Raw genomic sequence first — 22,288 nt, 5'->3', positions numbered from 1 at the left:
CGCTCGGCCTCAGCCCGTGGTCGTACGCCCGGGGCCGGACGGGCACCCAGAGCCGCTCCGTCACCAATGAGATCGCGCGCCAGGACAACAGCCACCAGGTGCTGGTGTCCGGCACCGCCGAGCACGACATCGCGGTGGCGTCCAGCGCACTGGGCGGGACGACCGGCGCGGGCAGCCGCCTGGTGCCGGGCGCCTTGGCGAACGCGGCCGGGCGGCAGGTGACCGTCCCCGGCGGCTGGATGGGGCTGCTCTCCGAGCACAGCGCCGTGACCCTGAACCTGATCGACGACGGCTGGGGCACGGCACCGCACTACGACGCGCAGACCTGGTCGCCCCAGCCCTGGCTGGTGGGGAACACCCTGTGCACCTATCCTCTGGGCGAACTCGACCCCTCCGCCGTGATGGCCGCCTTCGACCGTGCGCTGCGCGGACTGTCGCTCCCCGACTCCGACCACGACACCGTCCTGCGCCTGGTGTCGGGCAGGCTGATGCGCGCCCTGCGCGGGGAGATGGAGAACACGGGCCAGACGGTGCCGCTCCGGACCGGGCACTGGGGCTGGGACGGACTGCGCATCGGCACCCGGCGGGCGCGGCTGCGGGTCCAGCTCGTCGCCGGCACCTCCCGCTTCCACCGGCTCGGACACGGCATCGACTGGGAGGACAACCTCTGGGCCATCGCGTCCACCGGCTTCAGTGTGAGCCGGACGCGGGGACCGGAGTTCGGGGTGTCCGTGTCCGAGAGCGCGTACACGGGTAACCCCGACGCCTCGGCGGCCGGTCCCGGCTTCAGCGAGACCGGCTCGGCCCGCCGGACCCTCACCGCAAGCGGTTCCGACAACCCCATGGACACCTGGGCGTTCGCCACCAGCGAGCCCTACGCCGAATACGACACCTCCTACCGGCTGCGCATCGCACTGGAGGTGGACGACGACACCGATGCGGGCACGCCGCCCCCCGAGGGCCGCAGCCGTGACCTCGTCCACCGGGCGCGGAAGGCGTCCCGCTACATCCGCGGCAAGCGCGGTGTCGTCGAGGAGGGGGACGTCGGCACCCTCCGCAAGCAGACACCGCTCAGTCTGATGTCCCCGGACACCGGCCCCGCGGCGGCCACGCACGACGACCCGCTCGGACCGCCCGCACTCCCCGCCCCCTCCGCACCGCGCCGGGTGACCCTCCCGACGACGCACGGGGACGCCGACTGGCGGCGGACCACCCTCCCCGACGGCACGGAGGGTGTGTTCCAGCCGCCCACCCAGGGATTCCAGGCCCGCGGTGTCATCGGTGTCGAGCAGGTCCGGGCGTCCGCGTACCTCGCGCTCGCCGCGGCCTACGACATCGGCTTCCGCGACGACGGCGACGACGCCCTCGTACGGGCCAAGGACACCGGCCTCACCCGGCTGGACACCGGCTCCTCCCACAGCCTGGACGAAGGCACGAACAACACCGTGCTGGCCGCCCACTACTTCCCCGCGCTCGGCCAGGGCTATCCGGTGCCGGGACTCGTCGAGGACAGTCTCGTCGGCGGTGCCGACGGCGCTCTCGTCCTGCACGCCAAGCCGCACTTCGAGCGCGCCGTACTGATGACGGTGGCGCCCGGGACCAACCTCCAGCGCCTGTCGCGACGGATCACGGCCGGAGGTGCGTCCGCCTCGGGAGCGGAAGGGTACGGCGCGGCGTTCGACGTCGGCAGCAGTGCCTCGGCCGAGCCCGCGGGTTCACTGCGGCCGGGGCTCGGCGCCTCCGGTCCCAACGCCACCGGAGCGGAAGGCGGTGCGCACACCCAGGACGTCATGACGGAGACGACCGTCGACCAGGGGGAGGATCTGGCCTTCCTGTTCGCCGTCCCCACCACCTGGCTCAGCAGCGCCGCCGTGCAACGGCACATCAAGGACAGCGCGATCGGCCGGGCGGTGATCTCACCGCTGCGCAAGGGGTGGCCCAAGCGCTTCGGTTCGGCCGGGCAGAAGGCGTACGAGACCGAGGCGGCCGTCATCGTCTGGGTGCGCCAGGACGTGGCCCGGCAGCTCGGACTGATCGACGACACCTCGTTCCCCGAGGAGGCGGCCGCGGCGTGGGAGGCCGTTCAGGAGGCCGCGACGGCATGGGTCGAGGCCGACAAGAAGTACTGGGAGGCCCGCCGCGACTCGGGTGCGGGACCCCGTGACGACCTGGCCCGGACCGGGCGCGAGCTGACCGCCGCCGAGCGGGCGGTGACCGCGGCCCAGGACGCCTGGCGCGCCGCGGAGCGGCCTCTGGCGGAGGCCAGGGCCGCCGCCGAGGCAGCGGACCGGCGCGCCACCACGCTCGAGGCGGAGGCGCGCGCCCGGGCCGCCGAGGAGCGTCGCGCGGCCGAGGACAGCGTGCCCGAGCACGACGGCTGGGCCGAGCTGCAGCGCGAGCGGCTGGCCGAGGCCGACCGGGCGGCCGCCGCGGCCGAACGCCACGCGGTCCACATGCGGGACGAAGCCGCCCGACAGGTGACCAAGGCCCAGTGGGCCCTGGTCCGCGCCGAGCTGGCCGTGCGGGAGGCGACGAGGACGGCGGCCGGCGCGGCCGCGGCCCGGGACGCGGCGCAGGCGAAGATGGACCAGACGCGGCAGACCATCGACGGGCTGCGGGACAAGGCCGAGCGGCTGGCCACCGAATACCACAAGGTGCGCGGCGCCGCCGACCGGCTTACCCGCTGGCACCGGCTCAACGCCACCGAGGACGGGCGCGCCCGTCTCGACGGAACGCCCAAGCCGCCCGCGGTGACCTTCACGGACCCCACCGTGGACACGGAGACCGGCACCGACGCCGAGCCGGAGACTCCTCGTTACACCCCCGGCGACGGCGACGCTCCCACGGGGCTCGTCGCCCCGGATGGCGAGCGGTTCACCCTCCTGGACGTGCCGGGGGACGGCAACTCGTTCTTCCACGCGCTGGCCGAGGGCCTGCACCGTATCGACCCGGAACTGCTGCCGCGCGAGGGCCTGGACACCTCCAGCCGGGAGAGCTTGGTGACCAGCCTGCGGGAGCTGCTGGCCGCCCGCCTTGTCAGCCAGGGCAACGCGGACCTGCTCGCGGTACTGGCGCCGGACACCGAGGACACCTTCACCGGCGACGAGATCGACGCCGCCGGAATCGACCTGGGCGACAACACACCGGAGCGGCGGGAGTTCGACGCGATCCGGGTGGTCCCGGAATCGCTCAGCCTGAGTGCGGGCCACCGGCTCGGCCTGGCCTACGCACAACTCCTGCGCTCCGGCGACACGGAGGGCCGGACCGGCTGGGATCACGCGGCCGCCGACCTCCTGCCGCTGCTCGCGGCCCGCACGTTCGGGGTGCCGGTGCGTGTCGTGACCCCGGACGGGAGCTACCACCACTTCTCTCCGGACGGCAGGGTCGGCACTGACGGTCCGGAGGCCACCGACGGCACGGACACCGCGGATTCCGGCCCGCAGCCCCTCGTGCTGTGGCTGGGCGGGGGGGGCGAGAAGCGCCACTACCAACTCGCCCTGCCCGAGGCGGCGTCCGGCACCCGATCCGCGCCCGGCCTCCCCGCGCCCGCACCGGCGCCGCAGGTCACCACGGTGTCCGAGGACATCCCGGTCCGGTCCCCGGCACACACCTCACCCCCGTGGACCGCCACCGAGCAGCGCGACCAGCGGCCCCGCTTCGACGCCGCGACCGACCACCGCACCCTGACCGGCCCCGACGGACGGGTCTACGATCTGGTCGAGGCCGAGGGCGACGGCAACCGCTTCTACGCCGCTGTCACGGCGGCCCGGCAGCAGGGCCCGGCCGGGCATGGGGTCGGACGACCGCGTGCACGGAACACCTGGCCGGGAGTACCGGGTGGAACGCCGCTGTCGGACCTTCCGCGCGGCCGCGACCCGCGCCACCTCGCCAGCCTGGTGTCGGCCCAGCCGCTGCCCGAAGGGGCCCGTCTCGACCCGGGGGCGGTGTTCCACCACCACGAGGTGGCCGGGCTCCCCCTCGAACTCGACGCCGCCCAGCGAGCCGGACTGCGGCGCGAACTCACCCGCACGGGGGGCCGCGTACCCCGGGCCGTACGGGACGTCCGCGCCAACGAGGAAGCGCTGCTGCGCGAGAACCTGCGGGCGGCACGCCGCTGGGACAGTGCCACCGCGTCGCTGGCGGCCGAACTGACCACGCGCACCGAGGGCATCACCCTGACCCTGGTGTCCGAGGACGGTACATACCGCACCTACGGCAACCCCGGGGCCACCTCCGGGAACACGGTGACCCTCTACCAGCGGGGGACCGAGTTCCTGGTCGCCCGGCCGCGTCCCGCGGCCGACCGGACGGAGACCGGGCGGAACACCCCGTCCGACACCCGGCCCGGCGGCCGGAGCACGCCCGATGGCGAGCGTCGTCCGGCCGAGGGCGGGCCGTCGCAGGACGCGTCCGACGCCTACACCCGCGCGCTGGCGGCCGAGGCGACGGCGGCCTATGCCGAGGCCGCCCTGGCCCGGCGGGAGACAGGCGCGACCCGCGCGCTGGAGCACGCGGGTCGTGTGATGGAGACCGCGGCCGCCGCGCACCGCCGTGCCGATCTGGAGCGCACCGACGCCGTCCGGACCGCGAAGGCCGCGCAGAGCGCGTACGAGCGGATGGACGTCACGGCCGACGGCCTCCAGCGGGCTCAGGACGCCCAGGCCCGGGCCGAACGGGAACTGCGGCGGGCCACCCGGGAACTGGTCCGCAGCGCCCGGGCGCGTGACGCCGTCCATGACCAACTGCGCAGGATCCGGAGCGCTCTGGACGAGGCCCGCTGGGAGCACCAGACGCGTGCGGCCGAGCGCGCCGAGGCATGGCGACGCGACCGCGCGGAGAGCGGTACGCGTACGGAAGGCAGCGGCCTGGCGAGTGACAAGGGCGATGCCGCCACCGACACCCGTAGCGGGTCCCGCGGGGACGTGGCGCTGCCCCCGCCGCCCGGATCCGCCCCCGCCGACCTGGAGCATCCGCACCACCAGGACGAGGCCGAGACGGATGGGAACCAGCCCGGTGACTCCCCGGCCGCCACCTCGGGCACCGGCTCCGCCGCGCCCACGCTCTCGTCGCTGCTGCCGGAGGACTCGTGGTGGCGGCTGTTCATCGACGCCAATGTGCATTCCGATGCCTTCCGGCTCAGCCCCGACGACGTGGGCGGACACCTGGACGCCCACAAGTACCCCGGCTACCGCCAGAGCCTGATGGAGGCGTACCGCGAAGTCCTCGACGGCGGCGGCCGCACCGGCCGCGACTGGTCCCGCATCGACGCGGACGCGTACGAGGAACTGCACGACATGGCCACCCGGTACCTCGTCACCGGCTCCGGGCAGAACACCGCCACCACCTGGTCGGGCCATGAGCAGGGGCGGACCACGATGCGCCCGATCGGCAGCGACGGGGTCGCCGACGACCTCAAGGAAGAGGTGCTGCTGGGGCGTCCGCTGCTGGTCTCCATCACCGACCGCTACCCGGCGGGGAGCCCCAAGCCGCTCGTCGTCTTCCACCACGGACTCCACGGCGGCCAGGTGTCCATCGACTACTCCCCCCGGGAGGCGCGCGGGATCGTCCAGGCCGCACTGGACCGCTACTACGCCGAGGTGGAGGCCGCGGCGAGTCCCGACGACAAACTGCGGGCGATCGCCCGGGTGACCCGGACGCTCCAGATCCTCCAGCCGTTCACCGACGCCAACAGCCGGGTCAATGTGCACATCCTGATGCACAAATTCCTGCTGGAGCAGGGGTTCCGGCCCTCGGTGCTGATGGACTCCCGCTCGCTGTTCCTCGGCGGATTCACCGTCGGTGAGATCGCCGAGCGGCTGAAGGAGGGCATGGTCCGTTTCGACCGCCACCGGCGGTGGGCGCGCTGGGACCGGCTCGCCGGGTCCCCGCAGGCCCCGGACTCCGGCACGGTGGACCAACTGGCCGACGCCATGGGTATGGCGGACCTCACCGGCACCCCGGACGAGCGGCTGCGGCGGATGAAGGAGACGGCGCGCACCGCCCAGGCCCTCCTCGGCCCCGATGTGCACGGTACGGACGCGGCGGACCGGGAGCGGCTGGCCGCTGTCCACGCGCTGACCGCCCCGGCCCTGGCACGCTTCCCGGGTCAGAGTGCCCCCGAGGCCATCGTCGGCCTCACCCAGGAGGTGTTCTCCCTCGAGACCACGGACGATGTGACCGAGGACCACCTCGTCTCGCTCCTCGCCGCCGTCACCGAGGCCCAGGCCCAGGACCGGCCCGTGGACCTCGACACCCTGAGCTCCCTGGCCGTACCGCCGCAGGGCGACGAGGAGTCCGAGGACGGCTCGGAGGACGCGTCGGTCGACGGGGCGCGGTCCGCGTCCCCCGCCGGGGAAACCCACTGGAACGCGCTCGCGTATGTAACGCCCGACGACGGTCTCAAGCCCCTGGTGTTCGAGGCCTCGGAGCTGACCGGCGGCGCCCCGGCGAGCTCCCCCGACGATCTCGTCGAGGCACTGATGCCGCGACTGGCCCAGGAGGCGCCCGGCGGCTTCCGTCTGGTGCTGCGGGCCGGAGTCCGTTCACTGGGCGGCGATCCGACGCGGTTGGTCTCGGATCTGGTGAACGAGCTGGACGCGCCCGTGGACCTGCTCCTTGCCGGCCGCGACGGCACCGTGCGACTGCTGCGGTTCGATGATCACGGCGACCACGAGGACCTGGGCCCGGTGGGGACGGACACCACGGAGTCCACCGCCTACCCGCACAGCGGTCAGATCAACGCCACCCCCGACCTCGCCGACGACTTGAGCGGTCTGGACCTCGACTCGGGCAGCCGTACCGCGCCCTGGTCGGTGTCGTCGTGGCGGACGGCCGGGTCGCCGGGTGCGGTGCGGTTCGCGAGTATGTACCGCGACCGTGAGTGGCGTCAGCTCAGTGCGGAGTACGAGTTCGTCGTGGCCCAGCAGTTGGGCGAAGACCCGGCGACCATGGACGCCGCCCGGCGTGCGGTGGTCCGGCTGTACGAAGACCTCACCGCCCGGATGGGCGAGGCCGAGGCGCTGCGCGCGTTCTTCCCGCCCGGCGAGGCTCCGGTGGACGGCCGGGCCGCGCTGGAGCGGTTGCGGACCCTCCCGGCGGGTCCGGAGAGCCTGGCGCAGCTGATGGCGACGTTCACGCGTGCGGTGTACGCGGGCCAGGAGTTGCCGTCCGCTGTGCAAGAGGCGCTGTCGCGGCCCGATGGCGAAGGACGGTTCCTGCCCGGGAGCGCCTACCGGGAGGTGCACGACGAGCGTGGTCGGCGCCGTGTGGGCGGTGTGTGGGGTCCGGCGTCGCGGCTGTTGCAGGTGTACCGGGACCTGGGTGCGTCGGCGGAGGAGTTGCGGGAGTTCCGTGGCGCTCTGGTGGCGTGGATGGTTCCGGCGGATCTGCAGTCGTTGTCGGAGATCATGCGTACGTCGCACCGTATGGGTGTGGGGGATGCGGCTGAACGTGCCGCGGTCGGTGACGACGGGGCACGGCTCCACGTCTGGGCGCACACCGCCTTCGGGCTCGCGGACGTGTCGGACGACCTGTTGCCGCCGCATCAGATCCTGTACGGCGAGCGCATGAGGTACTCCGCCGAACTCACGGGCGGGATCGACGTCCCCGACACGATGGCCGCGGCGGTCGATGCCGCGCTCAAGGGCGCCTCTCAGAAGGGAAACAACCGCCGCCAGGCCCTGAAGGGCGACAACCCTCGCGGCCCTGCCCTGCGAGGGTGGCTCCGTCGCCACGGAGCCCGCGGCACCGAAGCGCTGAAGCGGCTGAGCCCCGCGCATCTCACGGCGCTCCACCTCTACAGCGAGCCCGACTACCGGCTGATGAAGGCGGTGATGAACGGCCAGCGGCTCGGTACGGCGATGAGCCGTCATGTCGTGCGTCTCGCCACGCGGGCGCTTGTGCGGCAGGCCGTGGACGAGGGCTGGATCTTCATGGTGCCGATCACCCTTCGGAACCAGCCCGATTTCCAGGAGCTGTACGACGAGTTGGACGAGCTGGGCGACCTGGTGACCGCGAGCGACGAGCTGTCGTCGCTGCTGCGGCGGCTGGACGAGATGGCGGATGCGGTCCACGACGAGTTGTCGTTGCATGTGGACATGGCGATCGAGGCGCTGGAGTTGCTGCCGCCGGTCGTCGGTACGGTGTGGTGGGGCGACCGTGGTGTGCCCGGACAGCTCGACGAAGAGCCGGTGGACGGGCCGGTCTACGGCGTCGACACCATCACGGTTCCGTTCTTCCGCAGCACCTCGCTCGACCAGGAAACGGCGCTGCGCAAGTTCGCACTGGCGGACAAGCCCCTGCCGCACGGTACGCATCGCGCCCTGGTGGAGATCGCGAGCTCCACGGGGCGGGACATCGCCCCCTTCTCCGAGCACTCCGATGAGGACGAGGCCCTCTACCCGCCGGGCACGGTGTTCCGCGTCACCGGCAGGAGCGTCCTGCAGGACGCGAAGGACGGTCTCTCCTACGAGCTGATCTCGGCCGAAGAGGCCCCACCGGCCTCCGCACCCCAGGTGAACGACGCGGCTGAGGCTCAGCCTGTGGTGCGTGAGGTGCGTGGTGGGGATGGCCGGTTGGTGGGCGCGGTGTCGTTCGACGAGGGTGACTGGGCGTCCCGGCGTGGGGATTACGGGCGGCTGGACGGGGCTTCGGGGTTTGTTGCGTGGGAGCGTGACGGGGCGGGACGGAAGGTTGCCGGTTCGGGTGTGTTGCCGGGCGGCGGGAGTGCGGAGGGGACGTTCTTCTTCGCATCGCATGGTGGTGCTGATGGGTTCGGGCTGGCGACGGATGGCGGTGGGGTGCGTCGTGATGATGGGGCGTATGTGGGGCGGTTGTTGGAGGGGGTGCGGGAGCGTGGTTTCCGCAGTGTGACGGTGCTGTCGTGTGGTCCGGGTGATGTGCCGGGGAGTGTGGCGGAGGCGCGGGCGCGGGCTCGGCGGATTGCCGAGGTGTCGGGTCTGACGGTGCATATGGCGACGGGTCGGGTCGCGGTGACGTCGTCGTCGGAGGGCGGTCCGGCCCGTATTCATCTGCTGGAGGATGCGCAGGGCCGGCGTACGGAGTGGGTGACGGAACATCCGCCGAGGTCGGCCGGATCGGGGACGGCTCCCGCGGCCGGGACCTCTGCGGACATCACACCGGCCGACCCGGACATCGCCTACCCGGACGCCGGTCATGTCAACGTCGACGCATCCGACTCCGACGGTGGATCGGAGGCCATGGACCTCGACTCCGACGCCGAGATCACTCCCGACGAGGGCCATGCTGCCGAGGACATGGATCTCGATTCCGACCTCGACGACTACTTCGGTTCCGACACGGACGAGGAGGGCTCCCCGGCCTGGTCGGTGTCGTCGTGGCGGACGGCCGGGTCACCGGGTGCGGTGCGGTTCGCGAGTATGTACCGCGACCGTGAGTGGCGCCGGCGCAGTGCGGAGTACGAGTTCGCCGTGGCCGGGCGGGTGGCCGCGGATCCCGCGACCACAGAGGCGGCCCGCCGGGCCGTGCGCCGCATGTTCGAGTCGCTGGCCGGGCGTGTGGGTGTCCCCGGGGCACTGCGCACGCTCTTCCCGGCGGATCCTGCGCCCGGTGCCGCACTGGAGCGTCTGCGTACTCTTCCGGCGGGGCCGGACACCGTGCGCGAATTGCTGGGCGCGTTCGCGCGTGCGGTGTACGCGAGTGGTGACATGCCCGCCGGTGTGCGGGAGGCATCCTCCGGATCCGGTACGGGCCGTGGGCGGTTCGTGGCGGGGAGCGCTTACCGGGAGGTGCACGACGAGCGTGGTCGGCGCCGTGTGGATGGTGTGTGGGGTCCGGCGTCGCGGCTGTTGGAGGTGTACCGGGATCTGGGTGCGTCGGCGGAGGAGTTGCGGGAGTTCCGTGGCGCTGTGATGGCGTGGATGGTTCCGGCGGATCTGCAGTCGTTGTCGGAGATCCTGCGTGCGTCGCACCGTATGGGTGTGGGGGATGCGGCTGAACGTGCCGCGGTCGGTGACGACGGGGCACGGCTCCACATCTGGGCGCACACCGCCTTCGGGCTCGCGGATGTGCCGGACGCTCCATTGCCGCCGCATCAGGCCCTGTACGGCGAGCGGATGACCTACTCCCACAGGATCACCCGTGGTGCCGATCTGCCGTCCGACCTCGTCGGCATGGTCGACAAGGCGATCGAGGGCTCGCTGTCCGCCAAGCCCGGGAGCAGGGCCGAGCGACTCGGCTCATGGCTCCAGAAGTACGGGCCGCAGGGCATGGAGACGTTGAAGCGGCTGACCCCCGCGCATCTCACCGCCCTCTACCTCTACAGTTCGCCCGACTACCGGCTGATGAAGGCGCTGCTCAACGGGGAACGGCTCGGAGCCGCGATGGGGCGGTATCTGCTGCGGCACAGCGTCTGGTCGATGGTCGCCAAGTCGGTGCGGAGCGATGAGATCACCACCCTTCCGACCACGCTGCGCAATCAGCCCCATTTCCGCGACCTCTTCGCGGAGCTGCGGACCCTGGACAGCTTGAGCACTCCCAGTCCCGCACTGTCGAGGCGTCGACAGCGGCTGGAGCGGATGGCGGACCGGCTGTACGCCGAGTTGCCGTTGCACATCGACATGGCGATCGAGGCGCTGGAGTTGCTGCCTCCGGTCGACCGCACGGTGTGGTGGGGCGACCGCGGTGCGCCCGGCGGCCTGTACGACGAGCCGGTGAACGGTCCGCTCTACGGTGTCGGGACCATCTCCGTCCCGTTCTTCCGCAGCACTTCGCAGGCCAGGCACGCGGCGCTGCGGTTCGCGCTGAGCAGCAGGCGCGCGCCGGAGGACTCGCACCGGGTGCTGGTCGAGGTCCGGGACTCCACGGGCCGCGACATGGGGCCGTTCTCCGCCTATCCCGTCGAGGACGAGGCGCTGTATCCGCCCGGGAAGGTCTTCCGGGTCACCGGCAGGTCACTGATGCACGACAAGGAGAGCGATCTCCGCTACGAGTCCATCACGGTCGAGGAGGCTGTCGAGGACCGCGTCGTCCAGGAGCTCGATGCCGCTCCCGGTGTTCCGGCTGAACCCGACTCCGCCGAGCCGGTGCCGGTGGTGCGTGAGGTGCGCGGCACGGACGGCCGTGTGGTGGGTTCGGTGTCGTTCGACGAGGGTGACTGGGCGGCGCGGCGTGAGGGCTATGGCCGGTTGGACCAGGCTTCGGACTTCGTCGCATGGGAGCGGGACGGGTCGGGCGCGCTGGTTGCGCGGACCGGTCGGCTGCCCGGTGGCGGCTCGGCAGGGGGGACGTTCTTCTTCGCCTCGCACGGTGGGGCGAACGGCTTCGCTCTGACCACCGCCGACGGTGGGGTGCGTCGCGATGACGGCTCGTACGTCGGCCGGTTGTCGGCGGGTGCGCGGGGTCGTGGTTTCCGCAGCGTGACGGTGCTGGCGTGTGGTCCCGGAGGGGCTGCCGGCGCGCGGGCGCGGGCTCGGCGGATCGCTGAGGTGTCAGGTCTGACGGTGCATATGGCCACGGGCCGGGTCGCGGTGACGGCGCCGTCGGAGGGTGGTCCGGCACGTATTCATCTGCTGGAGGATGCGCAGGGCCGACGTACGGAGTGGGTGACGGAACATCCGCCGGGGAGCGCGGGATCAGGGACGGTTCCCGCGGCCGTGACCTCTGCGGACACCACACCGGCCGACCCGGACATCGCCTACCCGGAGCCCTGGCAGTTCAATGACCCGGACTCCGTGGACCGTTCATGGCAGATCGCGTCCTGGAAGATCACCGGTTCCCCGGACACCCCCCGGTTCACCGGCTATTACCGTGACCTGAAGTGGCGGCGCCTCAGCCTGGAATTCGAATTCGCGGTGGCGCAGGCGCTCGCCGAGGATCCGAAGGTGGTCACCGCCGCACGGCAGGCTGTCGGGCGCCTCCGCGACTTCTTCTCCACGTATTACGGCCCACTGGTGGCGGATCAGGCGTTCCTCGCACCGCACGATCCGAAGCGGGGCAGTGTCAGGCGGCTTGTGGGGTCCGGCTCCACAGCCTCGTTGGACGAGCTGATGCGCGCGTTCATGGACGCCGCCTTCACCAACACCGCCGCGCCGATGACCCTCGGCCGGGCTCTGCCCGGTCAGATCGGCTTTGCGGGACACCCCATACGCCTGGGCGCCACCGGTGTGAACCGGAACCGCTACGACGAGCGGGGCTTCCGCCAGGTGGGGGGCCTGAACGGGCCGGCGCTGTGGCTGTTGCAGAGCTTCGCGCTGACCGGGGCGTCCAGGCAGGAGCTGAACGACTTCCGCAACGCGGTGATCGCCTGGACCGTGACGAAGGAACTGCACTCGCTGCACGAGGCCCTGCGTGCGTCGCACTTCGTCGGCTTGGGTGAGTCCGAGGAACGCATCGCGACGGGACGGGACGCGGTGCGGACACAACAGTGGGTCAGGAACCACCTCGTCCCCTGGGCGGTCGTCGACCAGAGTATTCACCAGCCTGATCTCCTGGATAAGCTGGATCTTCCTCACCTGGACCTGTACGACGCGACGATGTCGTTCACCCGGGACGAGACCGGGACTCTCGCCATCCCTGACCATCTGATGGCGATGCTCGATGACGCCATGTCGGACAACCCCGGGGATGTTCTCGCCGGCACCGGCAACCGGACGGCGCTGGACGAGTGGCTGCAGCAGTACGGGGAACAGGGCCGCGAGGCGCTGCTGAATGTGCAACGCCCCCACATCACGGCTCTCTACCTCTACAGCTCGTCCGACTACCAGCTCATGAAGACCTTGCTGAACGGGGAGAGGTTCGGTGAGGGCGTAACCCGCTGGATGGTGCGGGCAGCCGCCTGGAAGCTCGTCAAGAAGGGGTGGGCGGACTCGAGGCGTCTGAAGAGCATCGTGCCGGTGACACTGCGCACCCAGCCAGGCTTCTCCGAGCTGTGGGCCCGACTCGAGGCCCTGCCCGACCTGGCTCCCGGCCCCGAGCTGGCGCGGTTGCGGCGCACGCTCGACGGGATCTCCGACCGGCTCCTTCCCCAGCTGAAGCTGCACATCGAAATGGCCGCGGAGGCACTGGAGATACTGCCGCCGGTCAACCGCACCACCTGGTGGGGCGACCGTGGTGTCCCCGGCCCGCTGGAGGGGCCGGTGCCCCCGTCACCGCTGTACGGCGCCGATCTGCTGACGATGCCCTTCTTCCGCAGCACGTCCCTGACCCGGCACGGGGCGATGAGGTTCGTGCTGAGGAACAGGCCGTTGCCGTCGGGATCCCACCGGGCGATGGTCGAAGTCGGCAAGTCGACGGGCAGGGAGATCACCATGTTCTCCCGTTACCCTCACGAGAAGGAGGTCCTCTCCCCGCCCGGCGCGACCTTCCGCGTCCTCACCCGTGCCGTCAAGAGCACCGAGGAGGGCGTCGAGTACGAACTGATCAGGGTCGAGGAGCACCACGCCGCGCCGTTGCCCGCCGCGCCCCCGGCCGCCCCCGCGACCGGGAACCGGTCCGGGTTCGGATCCTTCTACGCGGACCCGCGCTGGTGGCGGACGAGCGAGGAGTACGAGAAGGCCCTGGGCCGGGCACTGGCCGCCGATCCCGCCGTGCTGACGGCGGCACGCGCGGCCGTCCGCACCCTGCACGCCTATCTGGCGCGCCACCTCGGCGCCCGCGCGGCCACGCTCGCCTTCACACCGGGCCTCACCACGGACGGCGGGATCGAGGACGGCACGGCGTTCCTCCTCGACGACGGGTCGGCGGCCACCGTGCCGGAGCTGATGAGCGCCCTCGTCGTGGCCGCCTATGCGCACAGCGGCCGGGGCGAGGACCGTTCGCTCCGGGGACTGTGGCGGGACCGCCCGGACGTGAATCTCTTTCAGATGCCCACCACGGAACCTGTACCGGTCCCGCACCCCCGGAACGACCTCGGGTTCCGCGAACTGCACCGAGGTCTCGGTCACCGCGCCGCCGACGGCCGGGCAGCGGGTGTGGAGTGGCTGCTGTGGGCGTTCCGCGGGCTGCCCTACACCGAGCCGGGCCTGCTGCTGGGGCTGCGGAACGCCTTGTTCGCACTCCATCTGCACCACGGGAACCATTCGCTGGCCGAACTGGTCGAGGCCGCTCACCAGGTCGAGGTGCGTGGTGAGGCAGAGCCGCGCCCGGCGGACGTCGACGCGGTCCAGCTCTACACCTGGGCCGACACCGCCTTCCGGCCCCGGCACCGCATCACCCCCGGACCCACATCGGCTGCCGGGACCGGCGGCGACACCGCGCTGACCGGGCAGCCGCTGCTGCCTCACCACCGGATGTACCAGCGGAGCACCCAGTGGCTCACCCCCTGGCTCACGGGCAACGCCGCAGAGACCGCCGCGATCATCAAGCTCACCGGTGTGCCGGGCGGCCCCTGGACCGCTCAGGACCTGGAGACGCTGCCCTGGCCCACGGCGGCGGCGGGGCAGGAGCGGCGTGCCGCCCTGCGTATGTGGCTGCTGCGGCAGGACACCCGCACACAGCCCGACGGGCTCACCGCCGCGCACATTCCCGCGCTCTACCTGGCCGGCGGCCCCGACGTCCGGCTGTTCGAGCCGCAGTACATCGACGGCCCGGACGCACTGGGGCACCTCCGCAACGCCCTGGTGGCCCTGACCACGCAGGGCTTCCTCGCCGGCGGGGCCGAGAGCCACTTCCCGCTGCTGCTCCTGCGCGACCGGGAGTTCCGTTCGCTGGTGCGGCAGGCCAGGCAACTCCCCGCCACGGCCCACGACCGGGCGGCATGGCTGACCACCCTCCGGCAGCAGGCCTCGGTCGTCGCCGAGGCACTCGCCGTCGACATCCACGGGGAACTGGCCATCCACCGGCGCATGGCGCGGGAGGCGCTGGCCCTGCTGCCGCCCATGGGCGGCAGCGTGTACTGGGCGGGCCCGGAGTCAGTGGGCACCACCCTCCCCGGCCTCACCTTCGTACGCGCGTCCTTCAGGGCCAACTCGACCTCGGCTGAATCCGCCGTGACCACCTTGGTGGCGGCTGACGCGCAGCAGGGGCAGCAGCGCCACGCCCTGTACGAGGTACAGGCGTCCTCCGCGCGGTCCATCACGCCGTTCGCCCGGATCCCCGGGTGGCAGCAGGCGCTGTATCCCGTTGAGACCACCTTGCAGGTGGTGCGGCGGGAGATCCGCTGGGACCAGAAGCACAAGGTCCGGTACACGCATGTGACTTTGCGGGAGCTGCCTGCCGGAACCCCGGCCGGGACGTGGAACCGCGAAACCGTGACCCACGCCGTCATCGCACCCGACGGCACGTCGACCGGTGTCACCAGCCACACCGATCCCGAGCGCTCCTCACTCGCCCGGAACGCAGGCGAGTCGACGAGTACCCGGTCCTCCGCGGACGCAAGCTGGGCCCAGGGCGACACGACCGTGCCCCTGCCCCAGGGGTCGGCGACCTTCACCACCCCCGGCGTCGGGCAGTCGCCCCGGACCGCTCCCTCCGTCCCGGTGAGCCCCTCGCCCGACACCGCCGCTGCCCGGCCGCACGATCCGTGGCCGGACGCCGACAGCTTCAGCGGCCTGTACGACGACGCGCGCTGGTCCGAGCTGAGCCGTGGGTACGAACGCGCGCTCGGGCGGGCCCTGGCCTCGGACCCCCGGGTCATCGCGGCGGCCCGTGCCGCGGTCCGCGCCCTGCGCCGGCACCTCGCGACCGAACCGGGCGGTGACACCGCCGCGGTGAGGACCTTCTTCGCGCCCGGCGAGGACGGATCCTTCGACCACACCGCCGCGCTGGACCGGCTGCTGGACCCCGCGGGCGGGGCCTCACTGCCGGAGCTGATGGCCGCGTACGCCCGCGCGGCCGGACTCCACGACCACTTCCACGATCCGGCACCGCTCCGGCGGGAAGGCAACCTGTACCAGGACCTCCACATCGGCCGCGGCCTCCCCCTGGCGCACGGTCCCGCCGGCCTCGCCCGCGACGCGCTGGCGCGCTACCGGGAACTCCCCGGAACAGAGCCATCCGATGTGATGGCGTTCCGCGAGGCGGTCCTCGGCTGGCTGCTGCCCGTCGGCCGCCACTCCCTGATCGAGATCCTCCCCGCCACCCACACCCTCGGCCTCGGGGACGCCACCGAGCGGGCCGCGACCCTGGGGGACGCGGTGCACCTCTACCTGTGGGCCGACCGTGAACTCGCCCCCCGCCGCCGGACCGGCGACTCCACTGCCGCCGCCGACGCCCTGCGGCTGCCGCACCGGCGTCTCGCCGGCGCGCACACCGGTCAGGTTCCCGCGGGCACCGACGGCACGGTTGCGCGGGCGGACGGCGTCGCGGATGTCGTGCGGCGCATCGAGCGACTGCTGCTGACGGACACCGAATCCGGCACCTCCACCCTGCTGCCGCGGGAGAAGGCGCTGCTCGACTGGCACCGGCAGCACGGCGACGCCCTCACCGGGCTCGACACCGCCCACATCGCCGCACTGCGCCTCCTCGACGGTCCGGACGCCCCCCTCTTCTCCCGGGACTCCTCCCACGCCTCGGCGACGCTCATCATGAACGTCCTCGCGCGTGAGTTCCGCTCCGGCCTGCCCGCCCTCCCCACACTGCTGCTGCGCGACCGGACCATCCGTGATCTCGCCACCGCTGCCCGGGCCATCCCCGAGTCCGCCGGCGACCGGGCCGAACGGCTCGCCACGCTGCTCCAGGCCGCGTACCAGCGGGCCACCCAGATCCTGCCCGCACTCCAGGCCGAGCTGCGCCTGCACATCGGCCTCGCCTCCGAGGCACTCGCCGTACTGCCGCCCGCCGGGGCGACGGTGTGGTGGTCCGACTGGCTGCCCGGTGAACTCCCGCAGGGCGACGGGGACGCAGCACCCCCGGGAACGCTGGACGAGGTCAGTACCTCGCCGTTCCACCTGACGCGCCGGTCCAGGGAGACCGCGCTGGGAGAGCTGTGGGCCCTCGGCGCCGAGGTCCCCGGCCACCATCCGGTGGTCTTCGAGGTGGAGCGCTCCTCCGGACGGGACATCGCCACCTTCTCCGGGGACCCGGAGCGCACGCCGGTCGCGTATCCCCGTCACGCAGACTTCACGGTGCGCGAACGCTCGCTGCGCGTCGACCCCGTGTCCGGCCGCCGCTACGAACATGTCCTGCTCGCCGAGACCACCGCCACCCGTCAGGCACTCGCCGCCCCGCCGGCGCGCTCCGGGCCTCCCGCCTACCCGGCCTCCGGCTACTGGAACAGCCCGTGGGCGGAGCAGCCCACCGGGACCTCCGCGGACGCACTGACGGTCCAGGAGATCCGCGCGGGTGGACGTGTCGTGGGCAAGGCGTCGTTCTCCCCTGACGACTGGGCGCTGCGCGAGGGTGCCTACGCCCGTCTCCCCGAAGCCACCCACTACACCGAGTGGAGCAGGGGACCGGGCGGCGAACGGACCGCCCGGAAGGTCCCGCTCCCCACCACTGCCGCCGGTACGTTCTTCTTCGCCTCCCACGGCAGCGAGAGCGGCTACGCGCTGGCGCACGAGAACGGCGGAGCCACCGATGGGGACGGCGAGGCCGTGGCCCGGCTGCTCGGCGGCGCCGACCTGGCCGCCGCCGGCTTCACCAGCGTCACGATCCTGTCGTGCGCCACCGGAACCGTGCCCGACGGCGACAGCGCAGAACAGGCCATCCGCCGCGCCCAGGCCGTCGCCGATGTCACCGGTCTCGACGTGTACATCAACACCGGCACGGTCGCGGTGACCCCTTCCGAAGAGGATGGCGCCGCCGTCATCCACCTCCTGGAGGACGCGGACGGCCACCCCACGACCTGGCAGCGCGTCCGCCCGAGTCGGCCGGCCGCGCTGGGCGGCACGGCGTTGGACCCCGTGGTCCCCGCCACCGTTCCCACGGCCACCGGGACCGGCACGAACGCCTGGAGTGTGCCCGGGTGGCGGGTGGCGGGCTCGGCCGAAGCGGTGCGGTTCGCCTCGTACTACGGGCAGCGGGAATGGCGCCTGCTCAGTGTCGAGTACGAGGCCGAACTCGCCGAGACGTTGCTCGCCGACCCGGCGATCACGGAGGCCGTCGTCCATGCCATCCGCCAGCTCCACGACTTCCTGGCCCGGCGGCACGGACCAGCGGCGGCGGACCGTGCGTTCTTCCAGGAACCGGCGGCCGGGCGCTGGCTCCGGCAGCCGGGCGCGGTCCGTCGCTTCCTCCAGTCGCGGCCGTCCCTGTCCGATCTGCTGAACGCATTCGCCACCGCCGCGTACGGCGATGGACCCGCCTCCCTGAGCAACACCCTTCCCGGCAGCATCGCCCTGCCGTGGCCGGAGCGGCCGCAGCAACACGGTGGGGGGACCTACCGGGAGGCACACGATCTGCGCGGCTTCCGGCACGTCGGCGGGCTGTCGGCACCCGTCGGGGGGATGCTCCAGGCGTACCGGGCGATCGGGACCGACCACGCGGAGCTGCTGGAGTTCCGCAAGGCGCTGATGACCTGGGCCATCCTGACGGGGAGCAATTCGCTCCAGGAGGTGCTGCGCACCTCGCACCTCGTCGGCGTGGGCGACGCCGCGGAGCGCACCGCGCTCGCCCAGGAGGGCGCGCGTCTCCACCAGTGGGCCGAGCGCACGCTGGCCTTCGGCCCGCAGCTGCCTCATCGCACGCTGTACGAGCGCGAAGTGAACCTCACCACCGAGGACGGCACCCCGGTCGCCGAGTCGATCAGCCAGGAGTTCGAGGCCGCGGCGGAGACACGTGGCGCCGTGAGCGACTTCGACCGGTACGCAGCCGCTCGGCAGTGGCTCGGGGAGTACGGGGAAGAGGGTATGGAGGCGCTGGCCCGGCTGACACCAGGGCATCTGACGGCGCTGTACCTCTACACGGCCGCGGACCACAAACTGCTCAAGACCTATGTCACCGGTGGTCGCTTCGGCGATGCCGTCGGCCGTTGGATGGTCCGGCGGCGGGCCTGGCAGATGGCGCTGGACCTGCGGCGGAGCGACGAGGCGGAGGTGCCGCTGACGCTGGCCGCCGATCCGTTGTTCAGCCAAGCGGTCGATGGGCTGAAGCCGTTGACGGAGTCCGGGGATCCCGATCCGCTGGACCCGCGCCTCGTGGCGCTCCGGCGCCAGGTGTTCGCGGCTGCGGACCGTCTGTACCAACAGCTTCCCCACCATGTCGAGATGGCCGTGGAAGCCCTGGAACTGCTGCCGCCCGTCAACGGGCCGGTGTGGTGGGGAGGCTGGAGTGCCGGAGCGGTGGCCGAGGTACCCGCGGACTCGCCGCTGCTGACCGCCGACACGCTGTTCATGCCCCGGTTCCGCAGCACCAGCCGCGACGAGGACACGGCCATGGACTTCATGCGGAGCGAAGAGGACACGGAGGGCCGCACCCACCCGGTGCTGGCACACGTCCCCCATTCGTCCGGGCGGAACATCGCACCCTTCTCCAAATGGCCGCATGAGGAAGAGGTGCTGTATCCGCCGGGCACCCCGTTCCTGATCACCGACCGGACGGCGGAGAAAGACCCGGACACGGGACTGGATTACGGCAGGTACGACCTGGAGGAGATGCCGTCCTACCCGGACGTGGCGTTCCACAACACCGCCGCCCCGGCCGGCGGCGAGCCCGACGACGAGCCCGGATCCGGGTCTCCCGCCGACGCGCAGGACACCACCGCGAGCGTGGCCGGGTACCGGCGCACCGGACCGTACGCCGCCCAGCTCGACGGTGTCCCCTACGCGCTGCACGCGTCACCGGAAGACGGCGACCGGCCCGTCGACGCCCTGCTGTTCACCCTCCGGTACGCGGCTCCCGCGGCGCTCGAGGCCGCCGGGGTCGACTCGGCCGACTCCTTCCGCGACTGGCTGGCGCGGCACATCACCGACGTGGACCTGTCCGATGTCGCCCTGCCCCCGCTGGACCGTGACAGGCAGCTCCCGCTGAGTCTGCTCGAATCCGCCGGTGTGCAACTGACCGCCGCACAGCGTATGCAGGGAGCCCTCCTCGGCGATGTGATTCCCGCCGCGGACGTCACCCTGAGCCCCATCCAGAGGTTCCGTCTCGCCCTGGCCGACCCCTCGTACGGAGTGGCCGAACAGGAGCCGACGGCCCGGGCGTTCGCGGCGACGGCCGCCCGCGAGCTGGGCGTCGGCGTGGCCGTGGTGGGCGAGGACGGTTCCGTGGACACCTACGGCGGGGGAGGGACGGACGACAGCGCCCTCCTCGTCCTCGACGGCGACCGTTCCCTCGCGGGACTTCCGCACGGTCCCGAGGAGAGCCCCGACCAGCAGGTGCTGCGCCGGGTCACCGATGCCCTCACCGCCGCGCCCGACTCCGTACGGCGCTGGCTCGGGGGGCGCACCGCGGACGACCGCCGCAACGCCGGGGAGCGCGCGCCCGAGTGGATCCAGGCGCGTATCCGGTACCTGGAGGAGGGCGAGCGCTTCGAGGAACGGCTCGGCTGGTACCTCGGCGACCACGAGGCCGCCAACGACCAGCTCGAGGTCATGGTGCGCGCCGTATGGGACCGGGCCGTGGCGGCCGATGTCTGGCAGGGGCTCGGCTCGGCCGACTTCACCGTCGACGGCACGGTGGGCACCGGACGGGACCAGTTGCTGGCGGTGGTCGAGTCGGGCAACCTGCGGGAGCGCATGGGGCTGCTGTGGGTCGGCGCCCGGACCATCTCCGGTCTGCTCGGCAGTCCGGACCCCGATCCGCCGCTCATCCACGCCGAGCGCGGCGACCGGCTGCCCTCCAGCACCATGGCGGCCTACGAGCAACTGCGGGAACAGGCCCGCGGACTGCCGCCCGCCGACCAGGCGCGGCTGCTCGCCGACGCGGAGCGCATGCTGCGGGTGCCGGTGGCCCAGGAGGACGTCCGGCCGGAGCTGAGCGACGCGGAGCGGGCACTGATGCCGGATGACGGTGTCCCGTGGATCCCGGGCCGGAACCGCTGGAACCTGGCCATGGGCAGCCGTCTGCAGTCGGATGCCGAAGCCACCGGTGGCCTCGTACGGGCCGGGACCTCGGGTTCGTCCTACCGGCTGATGATGCAGGCCGTGAAGATGCGCGACGCATGGGGGCTGGACATCGACCTCGGCCTGGTGCGGGTCGCCCTGATGGCGGAGATGCTGTCGGTGGGCCACCACTCGCTGCACGAGATCATGGCGGCCTCCCAGCTCATCCTCGATCACCTGCGTGAGCGCGGTACCCCCGAGTCGCCGGAGCTCGACTACATCGACAACTGGAGCCGCTACTGGCACATCGCCCCGCTGACCGAGGCAGAGCTGCGCGCGAACGTGGCCACCGACGGCCGGTTCCCCGACGAACACGTCCTGGACACCGCCGGCTGGCCGACCGGAGTCCGGGACGACGGACAGGCCGACGGGCCCGGTGACCCGGAGGCGGCGGCCTGGTTCGCGGACCACCGTGGCACGCTGGGCGATGTGCTGGACCTCCTGGCGGCGCTGGGATCCGGCACCGTACTCGACACCTCGGAGGAATTGACCCCGGAACTGCTGCGACGCCTGATCGACGACTGGTTCCGCACACGCGGCCTGGAGCCGTCCGGCTCCCTGGCCGAGGACCTGCGCCGCATACTGGACGACCCTACGTACACCCCACAGAGGAGCTCATGAACGACAACACCGCCTCCGACACCGCGCCGCCGGTCCCCAAGCAGATCGAGGAGGCCGCGCGGCTGGCCCCCGACCACTGGCTGGGTATGGTCGACCCGGCGTGGGCCGGACCGGGTGAGCCTCCGAACTGGGCTGTGGTCGGCCAGTGGAGGTCCGGCCTGGACGGGGAGATCGAGGAGTGGCGCGAGAACGAGGAGTACCGCCCTTCGCCCCAGGCCATGGGCTGGCCCGAGGCGACCGACGAGGTGGACGAAGCGGTGCAGCTCGCCGCCACCGGATACGGACCGGGGGAAGCGGTACCGAGGACCCTCGCCGCGGCGGAGGTCGCCGTGCTGACCGACCCCGCCGGTGACCCGCTGTCCGCCACGGCCCCTGACGGCACGCCGGTGGTCCCCGTCTTCACCTCACCGGTCCATCTGCACACGGCCGGGCGGTTCGGGTTCGAACTGGTCCCCGTGGCACAGCTCGTCGACCGGATACCGCAGGAGCATGTGCTCTACATCAACCCCTCGGGCCCGGTGTCCATGACCGTGGACACCGACGCCCTGCGCGAGGCGCTCGCGGCCGCGGCACAGCAGACGGCCGCGGGGGACGGGACGCCCGAGCCCCCGGTGACCGAGGTCTCGTTGCCCGAGGTTCCGGTGTCCAGGGAACCGATGTCCACGAATGCCGCGTCGGGAGACGAGGGCACCGAGGGACAGCGGAGCTGA

2 protein-coding genes (1 of these 2 cut by a window edge) are annotated in these 22,288 nt (G+C 72.3%); both read left to right on the top strand.

Features of this window, described 5'->3' with window-relative positions; all coding sequences use genetic code 11:
• On the top strand, positions 1 to 21,578 hold the 3' portion of the coding sequence (locus NMK44_RS36525) for a scabin-related ADP-ribosyltransferase (RefSeq protein WP_254751416.1). Its footprint begins 9,409 nt before the window's first position; only the last 21,578 of its 30,987 coding nucleotides appear in the window; the start codon falls outside the window, past its left edge; its stop codon occupies positions 21,576 to 21,578.
• Entirely contained in the window at positions 21,575 to 22,288 is a 714-nt protein-coding gene (locus NMK44_RS36520) for a type VII secretion system-associated protein (RefSeq protein WP_254751414.1), read from the top strand. Before NMK44_RS36525 ends, NMK44_RS36520 begins: the two co-directional genes overlap by 4 nt.

The sequence above is a fragment of the Streptomyces cucumeris genome (assembly GCF_024295805.1).
Taxonomy (GTDB): domain Bacteria; phylum Actinomycetota; class Actinomycetes; order Streptomycetales; family Streptomycetaceae; genus Streptomyces; species Streptomyces cucumeris.
The sequence above is the reverse complement of the archived record's forward strand: the minus strand, read 5'-3'. Positions and strand labels throughout refer to the sequence as shown.

Coding starts and splice junctions, on each gene's coding strand:
- NMK44_RS36520 (WP_254751414.1), top strand. CDS start 21,575: ATGAACGACAACACCGCCTCCGACACCGCGCCGCCGGTCCCCAAGCAG.